This is a genomic window from Thalassobaculum sp., assembly GCF_040219615.1.
GTDB lineage: Bacteria > Pseudomonadota > Alphaproteobacteria > Thalassobaculales > Thalassobaculaceae > Thalassobaculum_A.
Map to the genome: position 1 here is coordinate 59,806 of NZ_JAVJSE010000033.1, position 20,176 is coordinate 79,981.

Below are 20,176 nucleotides of genomic sequence, written 5' to 3' on the forward strand. Positions count from 1 at the left end.
AGCCGGAACCCACCCGCCGCCTACGACACCAGGCAGTTCTCCCCCCGCCCCGTGTCCGCCGTGCTGTCCGTCTCGAAGGTCGCCGAGCGCTCGACCTCGTCGCCCTCGCGGGTGAACACCGCGTGCACCCGGCCGCCGGCGATCTCGGCGCCGTCGACCCAGGTCTGGGTGCCGCCGGGCAGGGTGTCGTCCAGGTCGATGGTGAACAGGAAATGCTCGCCCGGGCCGAACCGCGCGAAGCCGATGTTCAGCAGGCTGTCGCCGTCGGTCACCTCGGTGCGGGCGACCGACACGGCGGTGCCGCCGGCCTCGGCGTAGGACCGCCAGCCGCTCACCCCGGCGCCGCTCTCGGTCACGTCGAAGATCAGCCGGCCGGCGCTGTCGCGCAGGTCGATCTCGACCCGCTGGACCGACCAGCCGGGCTCGCTGGCATTGCGCAGCTCGAAATAGTCCGCCGCGTCCTCGACGAATGCCACGGTCAGCCGGGGCCCGCAGGCGTCGGCGCGGACGCCGGACGGCGCCAGCATCGCCAGTGCGATCAGGACGGCGGGAACCAGGCGCATGCCGTCCTCCTCTCCGCAACTACCCGCAGCTGCGCTCGGCGCCGGCGACGACCGGCGGCGCGCGGTGCACCTCGATCATGCCGCCGTCGTCGGCGCGTGCCGAGATCGCGTCGGCGATCCGCGCCACCATCATCCCCCCGTACACGAACCGCACCGTCCCGTCGGTATCGGCCACCGGCAGCAGCAGCCGGCCGCTCTCCCGGTGGTCGTGGCCGATCACGCCGAGCCGGGCCCGGTAGTACAGCGCCCGCGGGGCCTCCACGCATTCGGCGAACAGCTCGATGCGGCGCCGGCCCGGCCGAGTGTCGAGCCGGCTGTCGATGTAGCGGCCGGTCGGCTCGTAGCCGAGTTCCTCGGCGAACCGGGTGCCGGCCAGCCGGCACTTGAAGCGACCGTGGGCCTCGCGCTCGTAGATGAAGGCGTGCGGCAGCAACCGCGTCGGCCAGTCCAATACGTCGAGGTCGGCGCGCCGGGGCAGGCGCCGGCCGTCCTCGCTGCGTGCCCGCCAGTGCGCGTAGAGCGCCCGCAGCGGCTCCTCCCGGATGAACCCGGTCAGCATCTCCCCCTCCCGCGATTTCTTCGCCGGACCTCCGAGGCTAGCGTATCTTCGATCCCGGTACCACGCGCCGCAGGTCATGAGCCGGCGCGCCGGGCGGCGGGGCTGGAGGAGGGGATGCGCTTCGGAACGCTGATCGCGATCGCCGTGGTGGTGGTCGGCCTCGGTCTCGTCCTGCTCGACGTCCTGGCCAACGGCTTCGGGTGGGAGCCGCTGCGCTACCTCCTCCTCTACATCTTGATGGCCGGCGGCATCGACCTGCTTGACCAGGGCCTGCGCTCCGGCTCGCTGGTGGTGCCGCACGGAAGGTTGAGCCGGGAGGCCCAGCCGGTCGCCTACTGGAGCTTCGCCGTGTTGCAGCTCGTCGTGATCCTGGCCGCGATCCTGGGTGCCATGGGCATGCAGGCGGAAACGCTGTTCTGAGGCTGACCGTCGCCGACCGCGATTGACCGCGCCCCGCCGCCTTGCTTGAGTTCGCCTGGGCTTCACGGAGGGTGACATGGCACGCGGCGAGGAACTGACGCGGCTGACGGCGCGCGAGGCGGTGCGGCTGCTGGCGGCGGGCGAGGTGTCGCCGCTGGAACTGATCGACGCGGCGGCGGCGCGGATCGCCGCGGTCGAGCCGGCGATCAACGCGCTGCCGACCCTGTGCCTGGAGCGGGCGCGGAACGCCGCCAAGAACCTGCCGGCGACGCGCCCCGACGGCGGCGGCGGCTGGCTGGCCGGGCTGCCGGTCGCGATCAAGGACCTGATGGACGTGGAGGGGGTGCGCACCACCTACGGCTCGCCGATCCACGCCGACCACGTGCCGACCGCCTCGCACCCGCTGGTCGGGCGTATCGAGGCGCGCGGCGGCGTGGTGATCGCCAAGTCCAATACCCCGGAGTTCGGGGCCGGCGGCAACACCTACAACGAAGTCTTCGGCAAGACCCGCAACCCCTGGAACACCGCGCTGACCCCCGGCGGCTCGACCGGCGGCGGGGCGGCGGCACTGGCCGCCGGCGAGGTCTGGCTGGCGCACGGCTCCGACCACGGCGGCTCGCTGCGCGGCCCGGCGGCGCACTGCTCGGTGGTCGGCCTGCGCCCGACCCCGGGGCGGGTGACGCGGGGCACCGCCAGCAACCTGTTCAGTCCGAGCTCGGTCGAGGGCCCGATGGCACGCAACGTGCCGGACATCGCGCTGTTCCTCGACACCATGGCGGGCGAGTGCGTGCACGACCCGCTGACCCGGCCGGCGCCGGCGCGCGGCTATGCCGACACGGTCGACGCCGCGCTGGCCGAGGCCAAGGCGTGGTGGCCGAAGCGGGTGGCCTGGACCCCCGACCTCGGCGGCTCGGCCCCGGTGTCGAAGGCGGTGCGCGCGGTCTGCGAGGCGGCGGTGCGCCGGCTGCAGGGCGCCGGCGTGCCGGTCGAGGAGGCCTGCCCCGAGGTCGGGGGCATCGGCGAGGCGTTCCAGATCCTGCGCGCCATGATCTTCGTGGTGACCCATGGCGAGCGCCTGAAGACCCACCGCCACCTGGTCAAGCCGGACATCATCTGGAACACCGAGAAGGGCCTGAAGCAGACCCCCGAGCAGGTCGCCTGGGCCGAGCGCGAGCGGGCCGCCTTCTACCGGCGCGTGGTGGGGTTCTTCGGGACCTACGACCTGCTGCTGCTGCCGACCACGGTGGTGCCGCCCTACGACGTCAACAAGACCCATATCGACGAGGTCGACGGCGTGAAGTTCGACAACTACATCGCCGCCTCGATGACGACATCGTCGATCACGCTCTCGGCCTGCCCGTCGCTCAGCCTGCCGGCCGGCTTCACCGAGGACGGCCGCCCGGTCGGCCTGCAGCTGGTCGGCCGGCCGCACGACGAGGCCGGGCTGCTGGCGGCGGCGGCGCTGATCGAGGAGCTGACCGGCCTTGCGAAGCTGCTGCCGATCGACCCGCGGGCCGGGACGGCGTAGAGGCGGGTCCGACCGTCTGGCGGCGGCAGAGGGGCCATGCTTAGGTATTCGCCCCGCTGCCGCGTTTCCGCCCGTGGAGGCCAACGATGCCGATCGACCTGCTCGACAACGCGCCGCCCTGGCCGAACGGCGCGCGCTGCGCCGCGTGCTTCACCTACGACCTGGACGCCGAGAGCCTGCTGCACATCTACCACCGGGAGTCGGCGCCGAAGCGGGTCACCGCGTCGTCGACCCTGCGCTACGGGCCGCAGGTCGCGATACCGCGGCTGATCCGGCTGTTCGCGCAGCACGACATCCGGCAGACCTTCTTCGTGCCGGGCTGGTGCGTCGAGACCTACCCGGACGCGGTCAGGGCGCTGGCCGAGGCCGGCCACGAGATCGCCCACCATTCCTGGCTGCACGAGCGGCCGAACCAGCTCACCCCGGCCGACGAGCGGGCGATGATGGAGCACGCCAGCGCGGTCTGCGAGACGGTGCTCGGCAGGCGGCCGGTCGGCTACCGGGCGCCGTCGGGCGCGCTGTCGCCGGACACCCACGCGATCCTGGCCGGGAACGGCTTCCTGTACAGCTCGTCGCTGCACTCCGACGACGTCCCGTTCCTGGTCGAGACCGGGGCCGGGACGATCCTCGAGCTGCCGACCGACCCGGCGCTCGACGACTGGCCGCAATACGTCAACATGAAGGAGTTCGGCTTCGCCATGCCGACCAGGGCGCCGGCCCATGCCTTCGACCTGTTCCGCGAGGAGTTCGACGCCGCCTGGAAGCATGGCGGGATGTGGATCACCATCTGGCACCCCTTCGTGTCCGGCCGGCTGGGCCGGGTCGAGGCGACCGCCCGGCTGATCGAGCACATGCAGGACAGGGGCGGGGTCTGGTTCGCGACCCTGGAGGAGATCGCGACCCACCTGCAGGGCCTGATCGCCGCCGGCACCTGGACCCCGCGGCGCGAGCGGGTGCCGTACTGGACCGAGCCGGTCGACCACCTGGTGCCGATGCACCCGCTCTGAGGTTGCGGGGGACTACCCCCCGCCGTCCCCGAACAGCATGGTGATGTTGATGCGGCGGTTCTCGAAGCCCGGGCGGAACCGGAACACGTCGGTCTCGTGGAACAGCCGGCTGTCGAACAGCAGCGCCCGGTTGGCGCGGTGCGGCACCCGGATCACGTCGTCGCGGCGGTCGCCGAGATAGTCGTAGATGAATTCCGCCGAGGTGGTGTTGTAGGTCCGGAAGTCCCACTCCGGCGGGGCCGCCTTGCGGTACACCAGCAGGCCGCCGGTCTCCGGGTCCAGGTTGGCCTCGTCTTCGGTGATCCAGAAGTTCATGTTCACGGCTGCGAAGTCGGCATGCGGGTTGATGCCGACCATGCCCTGGTCGTAGCTGTAGGCCCAGATCACCCTGACCGGCAGCCCGCCCAGGACCCGTGGCATCGCGGCCCGCAGCTCCTCGGCGATGCGCACGACCAGCGGGTCGTTGAAGCCCTCCCGGAAATACGCCCCGAGATAGCCCGCCCCCTTGATCTGGTGCCAGAAGGTCGAGGCCCGGCAGACCCGCCGCAGGGCGGCGAGTGCCTCGGCGTTCAGCACCCCGTCGATGGTCACGGCGCGCGGATCGCCGGCCAGGAACGCCGCCTCCATGGCACTCCAGTCGACCGTGTCGGAGAGCGCCGGCCGGTCGCCCCAGCCGGACGGCTCCAGCCGGACGAAGCGGTTGTAGCTGCGGGCGATCGGCGCCAGCCGGTCGTCCGGCAGGGTGAAGCTGATCGCCGACCGCTCGTCGTCGCCGAGGCCGTCCAGCACCGCCTGGTAGGCCTCGGGTTCGTCGGCGAGTTCCGCTGGCAGCAGTCCGTGCGCGCGCAGCCAGCGCAGCTGGTCGCGGTCGTGCTCCAGCCGGTGCCGGCAGGTCAGGCCGGGGACCGGCCGGACCGGTTCGGCGGGGAGCCCGGGGAACGGGTCGGCGGCCGCCTGGTTCGCCGGGTCCTGGTTGAAGGGGCGACCGCGCAGCAGGCGGCCATGACGGCGATAGGCGGCAGCCGCCTCGGTCAGCCGGTCGGCCTCGACCAGGGCGACGCCGAGGTTGTACCAGAGGTCCGGATCCCGCGGCGAAAGGGCGGCGGCGGCGCGCAGGGCCGAGGCGGCGAGCGCCGGTCGGCCGGCCTGGCTGGCGGACAGGCCGAGGGCGGCATAGGGGGCGCCCGGCCCCGGGTTCAGCAGTGCCGCGCGGCGGAACGGCGCGACCGCCCGGTCCGGCCGGTCCAGCCGGCGCCGCGCCGTCCCGAGATTGCCGTGCAGCGCGGCGAGACGGGGCAGGGCGCGTGCGGCTTCAGTCAACAGCGGCTCGGCGCGCACGGCGTCGCCGCGCTGCAGGGCCAGCACCCCCAGCTGGGCCAGCGCGGCCGGCGTCCCGGGAGCGCGCGCCAGGATCGCCTCATACGCCCGCTCGGCGTCGTCCCGGCGGCCTTCGGTCAGCAGGCGGCCGGCTTCGGCGAGGGCGGATTGCAGCGGCTCGGTCATGCCGGTCGTCCAGGGTGGGTTCAGGCCCGCGATACTGGCGCAGGACACCGTCGGAGGGTAGCGGGGCGTGGATACGGCATCCGGCGTCTCAAACTCTCGACGCTCCGTCTCAGCCGCCGCTTCGAGGCTTGCAGCCGCCTCCACAGCGGTTTCCGATTCCGCCGGAAGGAGTCTTGGGGGGCGAGCGCCATGTCGTACACACCGACCGATCCACTTTTCGGCGACCAGTGGTATCTCCGGAACACCGGGCAGTCCGGCGGGACCGCCGGCATGGACATCCGGGTCGACGGCGCCTGGCGCGACTACACCGGCGAGGGCGTGACGGTCGTCGTCATCGACGACGGCGCGTTCTACGAGCATCAGGACCTCTCGGCCAACTACGATGCGGGTGTCGACTTCAACTTCGCGTCCGGCATCGACGACGGGGTTGCGATCGCCGGGGGGTACTCGCACGGCACGCAGGTCGCGGGATTCATCGTGGCGGGGCAGGACGGGGCCGGGGCGGTCGGCGTGGCCTACGATGCCACGTTCACCGCCTTCCGAACGTCGGACGGCACGGGTGCGCTGGTCGCGACCGAGGATGCACTCGCCGCCGCCGGCAGCTTCGACGTCGCCAACAACAGCTACGGCAACGAGGTCTTCAGCCAGCAGGCGGGCGGGTTCGCGGCGCTCGAGGACACCGCGACCCTGGGCCGCGACGGCCTCGGTACCGTCCACGCCTTCGCCGGCGGCAACGAGCGCTACCAGACCGTCCTGTCGACCTATGGCGGCGAGCAGAACTCGCCCTATCAGATCGCGGTCGCGGCTACCGACGACGACGGCCGCGTCGCCGCGTTCTCGTCGCCCGGCGCCAACATCTTCGTCTCGGCGCCAGGGCAGGCGGTCGTCGGCCTCGACGGCCTCGACAGCTTCGGCTACGACGTCACCAAGGGGACCTCGTTCTCGACCCCGATCGTCTCCGGCGTCGGCGCCCTGGTCCTGCAGGCCGGTCCGGGGCTCGGCTACCGCGACGTCTTCGAGATCCTCGGATACTCCGCCTACGACACGGACGACACGCCGCTCGCGGCCGAGGACGTGTATCTCGATGTGTTCGGCAGCGCCACGGTCCCCGACGACGTCCCGCAAGGCGTTGTCGACGCCGTCGACGACGCCATCGCGCTGATCACCAGCTACCCGTGGACGACCGTCACCAACGGCGCCGTCGACTGGAACGGCGGCGGTCTGACGGTCAGCCACGATTTCGGCCTGGGGCAGGTCGACGCACGGGCCGCCACGCGCCTGGCCGAGACCTGGAACGCGGACGCCAAGACCGCAGCCAACCTGACGATCCTGGAAACCGGGGTTGCCGGCCCGCAGGCGGTGCCGGATGCCGACGCTGGCGGCATCACCCAGACGGTCACGGTCTCCACCGACATCCGGGTCGAGTCGGCGGTCGTCGAGATCACGCTCCCGCATGGCGACATCGGCGATCTGCGGATCGAGTTGGTTTCGCCGCAGGGCACGGTCAGCTACCTGGTCTACACCCCCGACTACGACATCTACGGGGCACTGAGCGCCCGCGGCCCGCTGCCGGACGAGATCCTGGAGGGCGGCACCTTCCTGGTGGGCGGCGACACCGCGACACTGATGACGACGCAGGTCTATGGCGAGAGCTCGTTGGGCGAGTGGACCCTGCGCGTGGCCGACACCGAGGCCGGCACCGCCGGGACCCTGGAGGAGTGGACCCTCGGCCTGTACGGCGGCGAGCAGTCGGCGGACGACCGCTACGTCTACACCGACCAGTACGGCGCGCTGTCCGGATCAGAGACCGCCCGGGCCTCGCTGTCCGACACCGACGGCGGCACCGACACCATCAACGCCGCGGCGGTGTCCGGCGACGTGGCCATCGACCTGACGGCGGGGACGCCCGGCACGATCGCCGGCTCCGCCTTCTCGATCGCCGACGGCACCGACATCGAGAACCTGTTCACGGGCGACGGCGACGACACGCTGCTGGGCTCGGCGGCGGCGAACCACCTGATCGGCGGCCGCGGCGACGACCAGCTGTCGGGCGCCGCCGGCGACGACACCATCGACGGCGGGCGGGCGCTCGACGTGGCCACCTTCGCCGGCGACAGTGCCGGCTACGCCCTGACCGTCGGCGACGACGGGGCCGCCACGATCAGCGGCACCGACGGCAGCGACACGCTGGAGAATATCGAGGTCCTGGGCTTCGGCGACGGCTACACGGCGACCCGGTCGCCATCGTCGCTCTCGGACATCGGCTTCGACCCGGCCCTGTACCTGGCCATGAACCCGGATGTCGCGGCCGCCGGGTTCACGACCGATACCGCCTACGAGCACTATTTCGCCTTCGGCATCGACGAGGGGCGGTCGGCCAACGCGTTCTTCGACACCGCCGGGTATCTTGCGACCCACCAGGACGTCGCGGCGGCGGGCGTGAACCCGCTCGAGCACTACTTCGAGTTCGGCTGGCTCGAGGATCGCGATCCCTCGGCGTTCTTCAGCACCGCCCTGTACCTGTCGCAGAACCCGGACGTGGCGGCGGCCGGCCTCAATCCGCTGGACCACTTCCTGCGCAACGGGATCGCCGAGGGCCGGATGGCGCAGGCGGCCGCCGACTGGATCGCGGGCTGACCGGCCTCACAGATACGGCCAGAACACCCGGGTGACCGCAATGGTCGACAGCTCCAGGTAGAGCACCATGGACGCCAGCATGCCGTAGCGCTGCACGTCGCTCATGCGCTTCGACTTGCGGCGCCGGGCGGCGGCGGTGAAGCTCGACCATTTCGCGGCGATGTAGTCGATCTTGTCGTGCTCGCTGCCCTGCCACCATTGCAGGCTGAGCAGGATCCCGACCGACATCAGGCTGAACAGCCAGACGATCACCAGCAGGTAGAAGCTCAGCTTGGCATCGGCCCAGTGCGACATATGGCCGTAGGTGGTGACCGCGATCGCGCCGATCGTGAAGTACAGCACGGTCCGCCACTGCTGTTCCTTGGCGAAGCGGATGTTGGCCGAGGCGTCGTTGTAGACCGCGATGAACTCGGCGTGGGTCAGCTCGTCGAGACTGCTCGGCAGGTTGTCGATCGGGTTGAGCGGATCGTCGGGCTGCTCGTCCGTCGCGCCGGAAGGAAAGGCGGGTCTGCCGCCCGTCGTCGTCGGTCTCAGTTCCCTGGCGACCATGGCGGCCTCCGTGACCGTGAGGCGTCAGTATGCGCCTGTCGGGCGGGTCGGCCAATCCATTGCTTTACAAGATGTCGCGGTGCCGGTTGCCGGGCCTACACACCCTCGTATTCGATCGCCACCACCTCGATGCTCTGAGGGCCGGCCGGGGTGCGCAGTTCGACCACGTCGCCCTCGCGGGCCTTCAGCAGGGCCCGGGCGATCGGCGAGATCCAGCTGACCTCGCCGCGGGTGGTATCGGCCTCGTCGATGCCGACGATCCGGACCGTGCGCTCGTTGTCCTCCTCGTCGGCATAGGTGACGGTGGCCCCGAAGAACACCTGGCTGCGGTTCTTCTGCTGCGACGGCTCCACCACCTCGGCGATCTCCAGGCGCTTCAGCAGGAACCGGATGCGGCGGTCGATCTCGCGCAGCCGCTTCTTGCCGTAGATGTAGTCGCCGTTCTCCGAGCGGTCGCCGTTGCCGGCGGCCCAGGAGACGATCTCCACGACCTTCGGGCGCTCGACCCGGCGCAGCTGCTTCAGCTCGTCCTGCAGGGCCCGGAATCCGTGCGGCGTGATGTAGTTCTTGGTGCCGGTCGGCTGCGGGGACGGGGTGTCCTCCTCGAGCTCCTCGACCTCCTCGTCGGTTTCCTTGGTGAACGCCTTGCTCATGGTCCTGGGCCTGATCTGCCGGGGCGGCTATCGGGTGTTCGAAGTTCGCGGGAGCCGGCTAGTATTGCAGGACAGGCCCGGCGCGCAAACCGTGCGGGCACGATACGGAGGTGACGATGCGGTCCCTGACCAGCCTGGGCGAGACGGTGGGCGGCCTGCTGAAGGCGCGCGGCGAGACGGTGGCGGTGTCGGAATCCTCGACCGGCGGCCTGGTGTCGGCGGCGCTGCTGGCGGTGCCCGGGGCATCGGCCTACTTCATGGGCGGCGGGGTGATCTACACCCACCCGGCGCGCAAGGCCCTGCTGGGCGTGCGCCTGCGCGACCATCCCGGCATCCGGTCCGCGTCGGAGCCCTACGCGGCGATCGCCGCGGCCGCGATGCGCGACAAGCTGGAGACCACCTGGGGGCTGGCCGAGACCGGGGCGGCCGGGCCGACCGGTAACCGCTACGGCGATGCCGCCGGCCACACCTGCGTGGCGGTCGTCGGGCCGGTCGAGCGGCGCTTCACCCTGGAGACCGGGTCCGGTGACCGCGAGGCCAACATGTGGGCGTTCGCCGAGGCGACCCTGGCCGAACTGGAGGCGGCGCTGCGGGCCGCCGGGTGACCGCAGGCCGGATCCGCGGCGGCGCGGCGATCCGGGCATACCGCCCGGCCGATCTGGACGCGCTCTACGCGGTCTCGCTGGCGACCGGCGACGGCGGCGGCGACGCTGCGGCCCTGTATGACGACAAACGCCTGATCGGCCATGTCTATGTCGGGCCCTACGCGGCGTTGGAGGCGGGGCTGGTGCGGGTGGTCGAGGACCCGGAGGGCGTCGGCGGCTACATCCTCGGCACCGCCGACACCCGCCGCTTCGAGGCCCGCCAGGAAGCCGAGTGGTGGCCGGCGCTGCGGACCGCATACCCTGACCCCGAAGGCCCGCCCGACCGGTGGAGCGCCGACCGGAAGCGCTGCCATCGCATCCACCATCCGCCGCGCATGCCCGAATGGCTGGTCCGGCCCTACCCGGCGCATCTGCACATCAATCTGCTGCCGCGACTGCAGGGCCGGGGCATCGGCCGCCGGCTGGTCGAGGAGTGGGTGCGGGCCGTACGGGCGGCCGGCGCGCCGGGCGTCCATCTCGGGGTCGGCGAGGCCAACGCGAAGGCGATCTGCTTCTACCGGGCCTGCGGGTTCCGCGAACTGGACGCGCGCGCGCCGGAGATGCCGCAGGCGGTCTGGTTCGCGATGTCGCTGGGTCCGGTGCGGTAGGTCCGGCGCGGTAGGTCCGGGGCGTCAGGTCCGGGCCACCAGCGGCGTGCCGTCGTGCTCGGCGCGGCCGGCCACCCGGTCCCGCCCGGCATGCTTGGCGATGTACAGGCGCTCGTCGGCCACCTCGAACAGATGGTCGATGTCGATGGCGTCGTGCGGGCAGGTGGCGACGCCGATGCTGGCGGTCAGCGGTCCGCCGGGCTGCTCCGCCGTCGCGAAGATCACGGCCCGCCGCAGCTGCTCGCCGAGCGCGAAGGCGGGCCCGTGCGAGAGGCCGTCGCACAGCACCACGAACTCGTCGCCGCCATAGCGGAACAGATGGTCCTGCTTGCGCAGCTTGGCGGCGAGGCTCTGGCTGATGCGGCGCAGCACCTCGTCGCCATGGCCGTGCCCGTACTGGTCGTTCATCACCTTGAAGCCGTCGAGGTCGATGACCAGCAGGCTGACCGGCCGGCCGGACTGCAGCGCGGCATCGACGATCGCGCTGCCGCCGGCCTCCAGCCGCCCGCGGTCGTAGGCGCCGGTCAGGCTGTCGCGCCCGGACCGCGCCAGCAGGTCCTCGTAGCGTTCGCGGTAGGTCAGGGTCTGGAACACGTCCGACAGCCGCATCGGCACCGGTACCGGCCCGCTCCGGGCCTCGAACCAATGCAGATAGGCGCCGACCAGCAGGCTGTAGACCAGGGCAGCGCCCATCTTCGCGCACCAGCCGCCGAACATTACGTACCAGGGCGCGCCCGACACGTAGTGCAGGGCCAGGAAGAAGCCGACCTGGTCGAAGCTGAGGATGGCGGCCAGCGTCAGGAACCCACGGGCCGTCGGCCAGCGCCTCAGCCAGGTCCCGAGCCGCTCGTACAGCAGGATCATCGCGATCGAGTCGATGAACAGCAGGGTGGTGCCCCACACCATCAGCCAGCCCATCTCGTCGACGAATTTGAAGTCCGGCAACCGGCCGGGCACTGCCGAGACCACCTCGTGGTTCCGCAGCACCATGACCAGCGCGACCATCAGGAAGTTGCCGATCAGCAGCCCGTAGATCGGCTGCCGCACCACCGCGGCGTCCTCCCGGATGTACATCATCAGGATGATCGCCAGCTTGCCGGAGAACAGCACGGTCGAACCCGGCGAGATGATTCCGAACGGCAGCTCGATGTAGAAGACGCTGGCGAGATAGGTCTCGAGGAAGTGCATGACCCCGAGCGCGCACAGGAAGGCGCCGAGGCCGAATCGGTCGCGGGCCCGGAACAGCGCCGCCATGACACTGAAGTAGACGATCGCCTGGGCAACCAGCAGGACTGTATTCAGGATGGTCATCGACGGAAAGCGACCGCGATTGTGGGGAAGGCGGGGCGGCGGCACCGCCGGGCGACGCATCCTAGCGCCGCCCCGCGGTCTTTTCACCCGTCTCTACGCGTGGTCGTAGCGAAGGGCGAAATGCAGGCCCCGCGGGAGGAACCGCGACCCGCTCTCGCGACCGCTCACATGGCCTTGGTCATGACCGCCGACAGCCGACGGGTGAACGCCTTGGCGTCGGGCACCGGCTCGCCCTCCAGGATACGCGCCTGGTCGAGCAGCAGATGGGCGGCGTCGTCGACCGTCGGCCCCGAGGCGCCGCCCTTGACGCGGTCGGCGAGGGTGCGGATCAGCGGATGGTCGGGGTTCAGCTCCAGCACCCGCTTGGCGGCCTGGTCGAGCTGCTTATGCTGGCGCAGCATGCGTTCGAGGTTCATGTCCATGTCGCCTTCGTCGGCGACCAGGCAGACCGGGCTGTCGGCCAGGCGGTCGGTGGTCCGCACGTCCTTGACCGCATCGCCGAGCGCCAGCTTGACGCTCGCCACCAGCGCGGCGACCGCGCCCTGGTCGGCCGCGGCGTCGTCCTTGCCTTCCTTGTCGCCGTCGGCGGGCGTCTCGGCGTCGGCGATCGACTTGAGGTCGGCGCCGCCGCGGGTGATCGACTTCAGGGGCTTGCCCTCGAAGCCCTCGAACAGCATCGGCACCCAGAACTCGTCGATCGGGTCGGTCAGGTACAGGACCTCGACGCCCTTCTTGCGGAAGCCCTCCAACTGTGGCGAGGCGGCGGCCGCCTCTTCGCTCTCGGCGGCGATGTAGAAGATCGCCTCCTGGCCGTCCTTCATGCGGGCGACGTAGTCGGCGAGGCTGGTCAGCCCGTCCTGGGTGCTGGAGCGGAACCGGACCAGCGACAGCAGCGCCTCGCGATGCTCCAGCCCGTCGCCATACAGCCCTTCCTTGAGCACGGCGCCGAAGTTGTTCCAGAACGTGGCGTAGGTCTCGGCGTCGCCTTCCGCCTTCTTCTTCAGCTCGCCCAGGATGCGCTTGGTGACCGCCTGGCTGACGCTGGCCACCACCGGATTCTTCTGCAGCATCTCGCGGCTGATGTTCAGCGGCAGATCCTCGCAGTCGATCACGCCCTTCACGAAGCGCAGCCAGGACGGGACCAGCCCCTCGGCATCGTCGGTGATGAACACCCGCTTCACGTAGAGCTTCACGTGATGGCGCCGCTCCGGGTGGAACAGGTCGAACGGGCGTTGCGACGGCACGAACAGGAGGGCGTGATACTCGATCCGGCCTTCCGCCTTCCAGTGCACGGTCAGCCAGGGCTCGTCGGCGGCGTGGCCGACATGGTGGTAGAACTCCCTGTAGTCGTCGTCGGAGACATCCGACTTCGATCGGGTCCACAGCGCCGACGCCTTGTTCAGGGTCTCGCCGTCGGCCTCGCCCTCGGCGAACACCACCGGGAACGGGATATGGTCGGAGTAGGTCCGGACGATCTGCTGCAGCCGGCTGCGCTCCAGGAACTCGCCGGCGTCCTCCTTCAGGTACAGGGTGATCACCGTGCCGCGGGAGGCCTTCTCGGCCGGCGCGACGGTGTATTCGCCGAGCCCGTCGGACGTCCACAGATGCGCCTGCGCCTCGCCGGCCCTGCGGGTCAGGACCTCGACCTTGTCGGCCACCATGAAGGCGGAATAGAAGCCGACGCCGAACTGGCCGATCAGGCCGACGTCCTTCTTGGAATCGCCGCTCAGCTCCTCGACGAAGGCGGCGGTGCCCGACCGCGCGATGGTGCCGAGGTTGTCGTGCAGGTCGGCCTCCGACATGCCGACCCCGTTGTCGGCGATGGTCAGGGTCCGGGCCTCCTTGTCGACCGAGAGGCGGATCGAGAAGGCCGGGTCGCCGGCGCTCAGGTCGGGCGCGGACAGCGCCAGGAAGCGGAGCTTGTCGCAGGCATCGGCGGCGTTGGAGATCAGCTCGCGCAGGAACACTTCGCGTTCGCTGTACAGCGCGTTGGCCACGATCTTCAGGAGTTTGGAGACCTCGGCCTGGAACGACCGGGTCTCGGCGGTGGGTTTCTTTGCGGTCATCGCGAGACTTCCGTTTTCCTGGCTGTTGAGAGGTTGCGGAGCGCGCGCCGGAGATATGCGACGGGGGGAATGCGAGCGCAAGTGCATCCGCATCGCGCTCGCCGTCGGTCGATCCTTGAATTTTTAGGCTTTGTTAATCGGTTTGCGGTTGAGTCCGCTTTCGGGATCCGGTTGGGACTGATCAGGTGGGACGAGATGGCGCGACGCGGCGCGATTGAAGGCGCGGTCGGCGGCTTGGCTGGAGGGGCCAGGCCGTCGGGCAATCCGATGATTTCCGGACAGACCTGGCTTTCGGCACGGCCACAGCAGACGACCGTCATGCTGGCGGCGATGATCGTGCTGGCCGTGCTGAGCCAGTTCTTCCGGTCGTCGAACGGCGTGATTGCGCCGGAGATCATGAGCGAGCTGCAGTTCGATGCGCAGGCGATCGGTCTGTCGTCGGGCGCGTTCTTCGTGATCTTCGCGGTGCTGCAGTTGCCGATCGGCGTGTTGTTCGACAGCTACGGCCCGCGTCGCGTGGTGTCCGGGATGCTGGTCTTCGCGGTGCTCGGCTCGGTCCTGTTCGCGGTCGCGCATTCGCTGGGCCTCCTGGTGGCCGGCCGGTTCCTGATCGGCCTCGGCTTTGCCGGCGGCATGGTCGGGTCGCTGGTGGTGCTGTCGCGCTGGCTCGATCCGACGGATTTCACCAGGGCGATGACGATCCTGTTCGCCTCGGCCAACCTGGGCAGCCTGCTCGCGACCTCGCCGCTGTCGGCGTCGACCGAACTGCTGGGCTGGCGTGCGACCTTCGTGTCGTTGTCGGTGATCACCGCGGTGGTGGCGTTCGGCTTCTGGTGGGTCGTGCGCGACGAGCCGGAGGGCCGTCGCGACCGCCGCGGCCGCCCGGATTCGCTGGCGGCGTCGATCCGGGGGGTGTCCGAGGTCTTCCGGGTGCCGGGCCTGATGCGCATCCTGCCGCTGATCGCGCTCGGCTATTCGTCGATCATCACGATCATCGGCCTGTGGGGCGGGCCGTTCCTGCACGACGTCCACGGCGTCGACGGACTCGAGCGCGGCAACCTGCTGTCGGTGCTGGCCGTGGCCTTCGTGGCCGGAACCCTCACCTACGGACCGATCCAGCGCCGTGTCGGCGCCTTCCGGCCGGTGGTGATCGGCGGGGCGGTCGGTTCCGCCGCCCTGCTGCTGGTGCTGGCCGCCGTCAGTCACACATCGCTGTCGATCACCCTGCCGCTGCTGGTCGTGACCTGTTTCGTCGGCGCCTTCAGCGTCGTTCTGATGGGGCACGGCGTGGCGCTGATCCCGGCCGAGCTCAAGGGACGCGGCACCACCGCGCTCAACGCGGTCCTGATGGGCGGAACCGCGCTGCTGCAGATCGGCAGCGGGGCGGTGGTCGAGGCGGTGCACGGCTATGTCGGCTCGCCGTCCTCGGGCTACGCGGCCTTCTTCGCCGTGCTGGGGGCTCTGATTCTCGTCGCGACCGCCGGATACCTGGCGACGCCCGAACCGAAGGCTGCGGCGCGCGAGCGCACGTAGCGGATACAGCCAATCCCGAAAGGAGATCGGAATGTCGAACTTCCTCAAAGCATTCGCGGGCGGCGTGCGCACCGTCGCACTGCTCTGCCTGTTCGCCGGAGTGGCGCAGGCCGAGAACCTGCCGAAGCCGACCGGGCCGGTCCTGCTCGACGTGACCGGGGCGATCGGCACGACCAACAGCGACGGCAAGGCGTCCTTCGACCTCGAGATGCTCGAGGCGATCGGCAAGGCCACGACCGTCACCACCACCGCCTGGACCGAAGGCAAGGCGACCTTCGAGGGCGTCCTGCTGAGCAAGCTGATGGAACGGGTCGGCGCCAGCGGCAAGACGGCCGTGACCATCGCGCTCAACGACTACAAGGTCGACATCCCGGTGGAGGACTTCGCCCGCTACCCGGTGATCCTGGCCTACCGGATGAACGGCGAGCGCCTGAAGATCCGGGACAAGGGCCCGCTCTGGGTCGTCTATCCGCAGGACGATTTTCCCGATCTGAAAACCAAGCAGACGCAGGCCAAGTGGGTCTGGCAGGTCAAGGAAATCCGCTTCAAGTAACCAGAGCCGGGGTCGACCGACCCGCCTTTCAAGGAGTGCCTGCGATCATGATGGGCTTCAAGAATCTCGGATGGTTCATTCCCCGATACGGGATCCTGATCATCGGATTCGGCTCGTTTCTCGTGGGCGTGTTCTTCATCTTCCAGGGCCTGATCCAGCAGCGCGAGATCATCGAGAAGGAAAGCCGGATCTCGGTCTGGTTCCTGGCGCAGACCGAGATCGAACTGCTGCGCTTCACCGAGTCGCTCAAGGATTTCGAACTGGCGCGGACCCCGGCGACGGCCCAGGAGGCGAACGAGCGCTTCGAGATCTTCTGGAGCCGGCTTCCACCCCTGCTTGCAGGGTCGCAGACCGCCGAGCTCCGGTCGATCGAAGGCCTGGTCCCCGCGGTCAAGGCGCTGATCAAGGTGCTGGAGGCGCTCGAACCGGACATGCAGCGCCTGATGGCACTGCCGCGTTCGGAGATGGCGTCGATCAACGCCCGGCTCGACGAACTGCGCGGGCCGATCCACGACCTCGTGAGGCGGGCCCTGCTGTACGAGTCGAACGAGGTGAGCCGGGCTCGCGAGCGGCACAACGAGCTGTATATGCAGCTGCTCGGGCTGTTCGGACTGACCGTGGTGGTGGGCCTGGTGATCTTCGGCCTGCTGTTCCGGCAGATCGTCAAGACCAATAGGGCGATCGTCGAGAAGGACGTGGCGGCCACCCAGGCGATCGCCGCCAGGAACGAGCTCGAGCTCGCGATCAACAGCATCTCCGAAGGCTTCATCGTCTACGACCAGGAGGATCGCGTGGCCTTGTTCAACAAGCGCTACGTCGATCTCCATCCGATGCAGGCCGACGACCTGCAGGTCGGCGTCTCGTTCTCCGACCTGCTCCGGGCCGCTGTCCGCAACGGTGGCGTCAAGGTCGCCGACGGCGATGTCGAGGGCTGGATCGAGTCGGTCCTGGAGAAGCGGCGCGGGGCGCCGGAAGCAACCTTCGAGAGCCGCCTGTCCGACGGCAGTTGGCTGAAGATCAGCGAGCGCTGGACCGTCGACGGCCGACTGGTCGGGGTCCATACCGACATCACCGCCCTGAAGGAACGCGAACAGCTGATCGAGCAGAAGAGCCGTCTGCTGGAAACGACCCTGGACAACATGAAGCAGGGCATCGCCGTCTTCGACGCGGATTCCAGGTTGGTGCTGTTCAACAACCAGTTCCTGACGATCAACCAGTATCCCGAGTCGATCGTCGCCGAGGGGGCGTCGTACCGGACGTTCGTCGAGTATGCCGCCGAACGCGGCGATCTGGGGGCCGGCGCCCCGACGGCGCTGGTCAGGTCGCAGATGGGCGCGATCGAGCGCCTGATGCGAACGCGCACCGGAAGCCTCCGCCAGCAACGCAAGCTGGACGACGCGCGGGTGATCGAGACCATCGCCTCGGCGCTGCCGACCGGCGGGATCGTCAAGACCTACGAGGACATCACCGACCGCATAGACTCCGAGGCCGAACGGTCCCGCCTCATGGAGATGTACCATGCCGCCCAGAAGACCCAGGCGCTGGGGACCCTGGCCGGCGGTATCGCCCACGACTTCAACAACATCATCGGCGGCATCGTCGGCAACTGCTCACTGCTGATGGCCGACAGCCCGCAGGACGAGCCGACCCATGCCCGGCTGCGGCTGATCATGGATTCCGGGACGCGCGCGCGCGACCTGGTGCGCCAGATCCTCACCTTCAGCCGCAACGCCGAGTCGCTGCGCAAGCCGCTCGATCTTTCGGCGACCGTCCAGGAGAGCCTGAAGACCCTGCGGCCCCTGATGCCGAACAACGTGGCCCTGAGGACGGAGGGGGTCGACCCCTGTTACGTCGCGGGTGACGCCACGCAGATCCACCAGATCATTCTGAACGTATGCATCAACGCGGCCCAGGCGATCGGGGACCGTGACGGCCGGGTGTCGGTGTCGATCCAGCAGGTCGACGTCGACGACGGCTTTCCGGGCAATGACGTCTCGGCACGCGACCGCGCGGGTCAGCCGTCGCGGATCCGGTCGGGCGCCCTTCCCAACGGGGCCTATGCACGGATCACCATCATCGATACCGGCTGCGGTATTCCGGAAGAGGTCATGCCCCGCATCTTCGAGCCGTTCTACACCACCAAGGAGGTCGGCGACGGCACCGGCCTCGGTCTGGCGGCCGTGCAGGGCATCGTGCGCAGCCACGAGGGCTGCATCGAGGTCGAGAGCCTGCCGGGTGTCGGGACCCGGGTCGATGTCTATCTGCCGGCGATCTCCGCGACCCTGCCGGTAATGCAGCCGAAGGTGGTCGAGCAGCAGGCGCCCCAGGGCAGCGAGCGGATTCTCCTGGTCGACGACGACCGGATCCTGCTGGCGGCCACCAAGGAAATCCTGATGCGCCTCGGTTACACGGTCGAGGCGCACAACGAGCCGCAACTGGCGTTGTCGGTGCTCGAGGAGGATCCCGAAGCCTGGGACCTGGTGATTACCGATCGGTCGATGCCGAAGATGAACGGCGAGGAACTGGTACGTTCCCTCAAGGGCCTGCGACCGGACCTGCCGGTCCTGATGCTCAGCGGCTTCGTCTCGACCGAGGACTCCGAACTGCTGGCGACCCTCGGGCTCGCGGCGGTCATCGGCAAGCCGGTATTCCCGGACGAGTTGGCGACGGCCGTCCGCAGGGCGCTCGTGCCGGTCGATGCGGCGACCCGCCAAGTTGAGCCGGCACGGGCGGCACAGCCATGACCGGGCGGGTAGCACTGCGGTTCGGTGCCGGCCCCGGTTCGGGTTGCGGGAGATCCGGAAAGTTTACGGATAATTTACCTGAAATCGGTAATTTCGACCTCGGGGCCGGTGTCCCGCCGGGCCGAGACTGTGGGGATCTCGGGAGGGGGCTGTGCGAATTTATCTGATCGACGACGACGAAGCCTTGCGGAATGGCCTGCGCGAGGTGCTCGAGCGGGCCGGTCACGAGGTCAGGGTCGCCGAGAACGGGCTGTCGGCGCGGCGAACACTGCGGGACTGGCCGGTCGACCTCGTCATCTGCGACATGCTGATGCCGGACGCCGAGGGGTTCGAGGTGCTGCGCACCGTCCGGACCGGTTCGCCCGGCGCCAAGTTCGTCATGATCTCGGGCGCCAGCGGTGAACTATCGGGCTTCCTGGACAGGGCGCCGATGCTGGGGGCCGACGCGGTCCTGCAGAAGCCGTTCGCGCCGCAGGAGCTGTTGACGCTGATCGACGCGGTCTGCGGCGACGCGACGGTCTCGGGTTCACCCGTCAAGAGCATGGGGTGAGATCCGGTGGAGCCGGGTGCCGGTCGCGACGACGGGCATCGGCGCCGAAGACTTCCAAGGAAACGGATGTGGCGAGGCGGGGCATGAACGACACTGGCATCACGAGGCTGCGCGGCGGGCCGGCGCCCGTGCTCGACATCGACGACGAAGCGGAGGTCGTCGGAGACGCGTGCCACGCCGCCGCCGAGGATGGGATCCGGAATCTGCTGCGCGCCATCGGCGAGGATCCGGAGCGCAACGGGTTGCGGGAGACGCCGGCGCGTGTGGTCCGGGCGTTCGCCGAGTACTGCGCCGGCTATGCCGTGGATCCGGTGGCGCTGCTGCGCAAGACCTTCGACGAAGTCTCGGGCTACGAGGGGCTGATCATCCTCACCGATATCGATTTCGTGTCGCACTGCGAGCACCACCTGGCGCCGATCGTCGGCCGGGCGCACGTCGCCTACCTGCCGTCCAAGGCGGTCGTCGGGATCAGCAAGCTGGCCCGGGTGGTCGACGCCTACGCCCGCCGCCTGCAGATCCAGGAGCGGATGACCGCCGACGTCGCGCAGTGCATCGAGACCGGGCTTTCCCCGCTGGGGGTCGGCGTGGTGATCGACGCCGAGCACGGCTGCATGACCCTGCGCGGGGTCAACAAGCGGGCGCCGCGCCTTCGCACCCAGACCTTCAAGGGCCTCCTGGCCGACGACCCGGCCCTGCAGCAGCGGTTCCTGGACGCGATTCCGACGTCCTGGTAGGCGGCGAGGGGCGG

Annotated in this window: 18 protein-coding genes; 11 read left to right on the forward strand and 7 right to left on the reverse strand. The window is 69.7% G+C overall.

The features are described 5' to 3' along the window. Positions 1-20: 20 nt before the first annotated feature. Together RIC31_RS17595 and RIC31_RS17600 are read right to left on the reverse strand one after the other, a co-directional pair. Positions 21-563: a hypothetical protein gene (locus tag RIC31_RS17595; protein ID WP_350110636.1), complete on the reverse strand. Its 543-nt coding sequence runs from the start codon at positions 561-563 to the stop codon at positions 21-23. A gap of 19 nt (positions 564-582) precedes the next feature. Continuing rightward, positions 583-1,122: a PAS domain-containing protein gene (locus RIC31_RS17600; RefSeq protein WP_350110639.1), complete on the reverse strand. Its 540-nt coding sequence runs from the start codon at positions 1,120-1,122 to the stop codon at positions 583-585. Between the two features lie 114 nt (positions 1,123-1,236). Between RIC31_RS17600 and RIC31_RS17605 the strand changes: the two genes are divergently transcribed. The 3 genes from RIC31_RS17605 to RIC31_RS17615 all read left to right on the forward strand — a co-directional run bounded on the left by RIC31_RS17605 (position 1,237) and on the right by RIC31_RS17615 (position 4,077). Beyond that, positions 1,237-1,542: a hypothetical protein gene (locus RIC31_RS17605; protein ID WP_350110642.1), complete on the forward strand. Its 306-nt coding sequence runs from the start codon at positions 1,237-1,239 to the stop codon at positions 1,540-1,542. A 76-nt stretch (positions 1,543-1,618) separates the two neighbouring features. Next, entirely contained in the window at positions 1,619-3,070 is a 1,452-nt protein-coding gene (locus tag RIC31_RS17610; RefSeq protein ID WP_350110645.1) for an amidase, read from the forward strand. Positions 3,071-3,156: 86 nt separating this feature from the next. Then, positions 3,157-4,077 (forward strand): polysaccharide deacetylase family protein, encoded by a 921-nt coding sequence (locus RIC31_RS17615; protein ID WP_350110648.1) that lies wholly within the window; start codon positions 3,157-3,159, stop codon positions 4,075-4,077. 12 nt (positions 4,078-4,089) lie between these two features. Here RIC31_RS17615 and RIC31_RS17620 read toward each other — a convergent pair whose 3' ends face one another. Next, a complete protein-coding gene (locus RIC31_RS17620; RefSeq protein ID WP_350110651.1) occupies positions 4,090-5,580 on the reverse strand; it encodes a tetratricopeptide repeat protein in 1,491 nt (496 codons plus the stop codon). A 189-nt stretch (positions 5,581-5,769) separates the two neighbouring features. Here RIC31_RS17620 and RIC31_RS17625 point away from each other — a divergent pair, with 189 nt between their 5' ends. After that, positions 5,770-8,217, forward strand: a complete 2,448-nt coding sequence (locus RIC31_RS17625; RefSeq protein WP_350110654.1) for a S8 family serine peptidase — start codon at positions 5,770-5,772, stop codon at positions 8,215-8,217. A 6-nt stretch (positions 8,218-8,223) separates the two neighbouring features. On the opposite strand, the gene RIC31_RS17630 is transcribed toward RIC31_RS17625, so the two are convergent. Together RIC31_RS17630 and greB are read right to left on the reverse strand one after the other, a co-directional pair. Then, positions 8,224-8,766, reverse strand: a complete 543-nt coding sequence (locus tag RIC31_RS17630; RefSeq protein WP_350110657.1) for a hypothetical protein — start codon at positions 8,764-8,766, stop codon at positions 8,224-8,226. A 95-nt stretch (positions 8,767-8,861) separates the two neighbouring features. Beyond that, entirely contained in the window at positions 8,862-9,419 is a 558-nt protein-coding gene (greB, locus tag RIC31_RS17635; protein WP_350110660.1) for a transcription elongation factor GreB, read from the reverse strand. Between the two features lie 116 nt (positions 9,420-9,535). Between greB and RIC31_RS17640 the strand changes: the two genes are divergently transcribed. Together RIC31_RS17640 and RIC31_RS17645 are read left to right on the forward strand one after the other, a co-directional pair. Next, positions 9,536-10,024 (forward strand): CinA family protein, encoded by a 489-nt coding sequence (locus RIC31_RS17640; RefSeq protein WP_350110663.1) that lies wholly within the window; start codon positions 9,536-9,538, stop codon positions 10,022-10,024. Next, positions 10,021-10,671, forward strand: coding sequence for a GNAT family N-acetyltransferase (locus RIC31_RS17645; protein WP_350110666.1), 651 nt, complete (start codon positions 10,021-10,023; stop codon positions 10,669-10,671). Before RIC31_RS17640 ends, RIC31_RS17645 begins: the two co-directional genes overlap by 4 nt. Before the next feature lie 24 nt (positions 10,672-10,695). Here the strand turns inward: RIC31_RS17645 and RIC31_RS17650 are convergent, their stop codons facing one another. After that, the gene (locus tag RIC31_RS17650) at positions 10,696-11,982 is read right to left on the reverse strand and encodes a GGDEF domain-containing protein (RefSeq protein WP_350110669.1); all 1,287 of its coding nucleotides are present in this window, start codon (positions 11,980-11,982) and stop codon (positions 10,696-10,698) included. Between the two features lie 164 nt (positions 11,983-12,146). Continuing rightward, on the reverse strand, positions 12,147-14,048 hold the full coding sequence (gene htpG, locus RIC31_RS17655; protein ID WP_350110672.1) for a molecular chaperone HtpG: 1,902 nt from the start codon (positions 14,046-14,048) through the stop codon (positions 12,147-12,149). A gap of 267 nt (positions 14,049-14,315) precedes the next feature. Here htpG and RIC31_RS17660 point away from each other — a divergent pair, with 267 nt between their 5' ends. The 5 genes from RIC31_RS17660 to folE all read left to right on the forward strand — a co-directional run bounded on the left by RIC31_RS17660 (position 14,316) and on the right by folE (position 20,162). Continuing rightward, the gene (locus RIC31_RS17660; protein WP_350110675.1) at positions 14,316-15,581 is read left to right on the forward strand and encodes an MFS transporter; all 1,266 of its coding nucleotides are present in this window, start codon (positions 14,316-14,318) and stop codon (positions 15,579-15,581) included. 31 nt (positions 15,582-15,612) lie between these two features. Then, positions 15,613-16,134, forward strand: coding sequence for a putative pterin-binding protein (locus RIC31_RS17665; protein ID WP_350110678.1), 522 nt, complete (start codon positions 15,613-15,615; stop codon positions 16,132-16,134). Positions 16,135-16,181: 47 nt separating this feature from the next. Beyond that, a complete protein-coding gene (locus tag RIC31_RS17670) occupies positions 16,182-18,878 on the forward strand; it encodes a PAS-domain containing protein (RefSeq protein ID WP_350110681.1) in 2,697 nt (898 codons plus the stop codon). A gap of 151 nt (positions 18,879-19,029) precedes the next feature. Continuing rightward, positions 19,030-19,428, forward strand: a complete 399-nt coding sequence (locus RIC31_RS17675) for a response regulator transcription factor (RefSeq protein ID WP_350110684.1) — start codon at positions 19,030-19,032, stop codon at positions 19,426-19,428. An 83-nt stretch (positions 19,429-19,511) separates the two neighbouring features. Then, positions 19,512-20,162 carry a GTP cyclohydrolase I gene (gene folE, locus RIC31_RS17680; RefSeq protein ID WP_350110686.1) on the forward strand — a complete coding sequence of 217 codons (651 nt, stop codon included), beginning with the start codon at positions 19,512-19,514 and terminating at the stop codon, positions 20,160-20,162. Positions 20,163-20,176 lie beyond the last annotated feature (14 nt).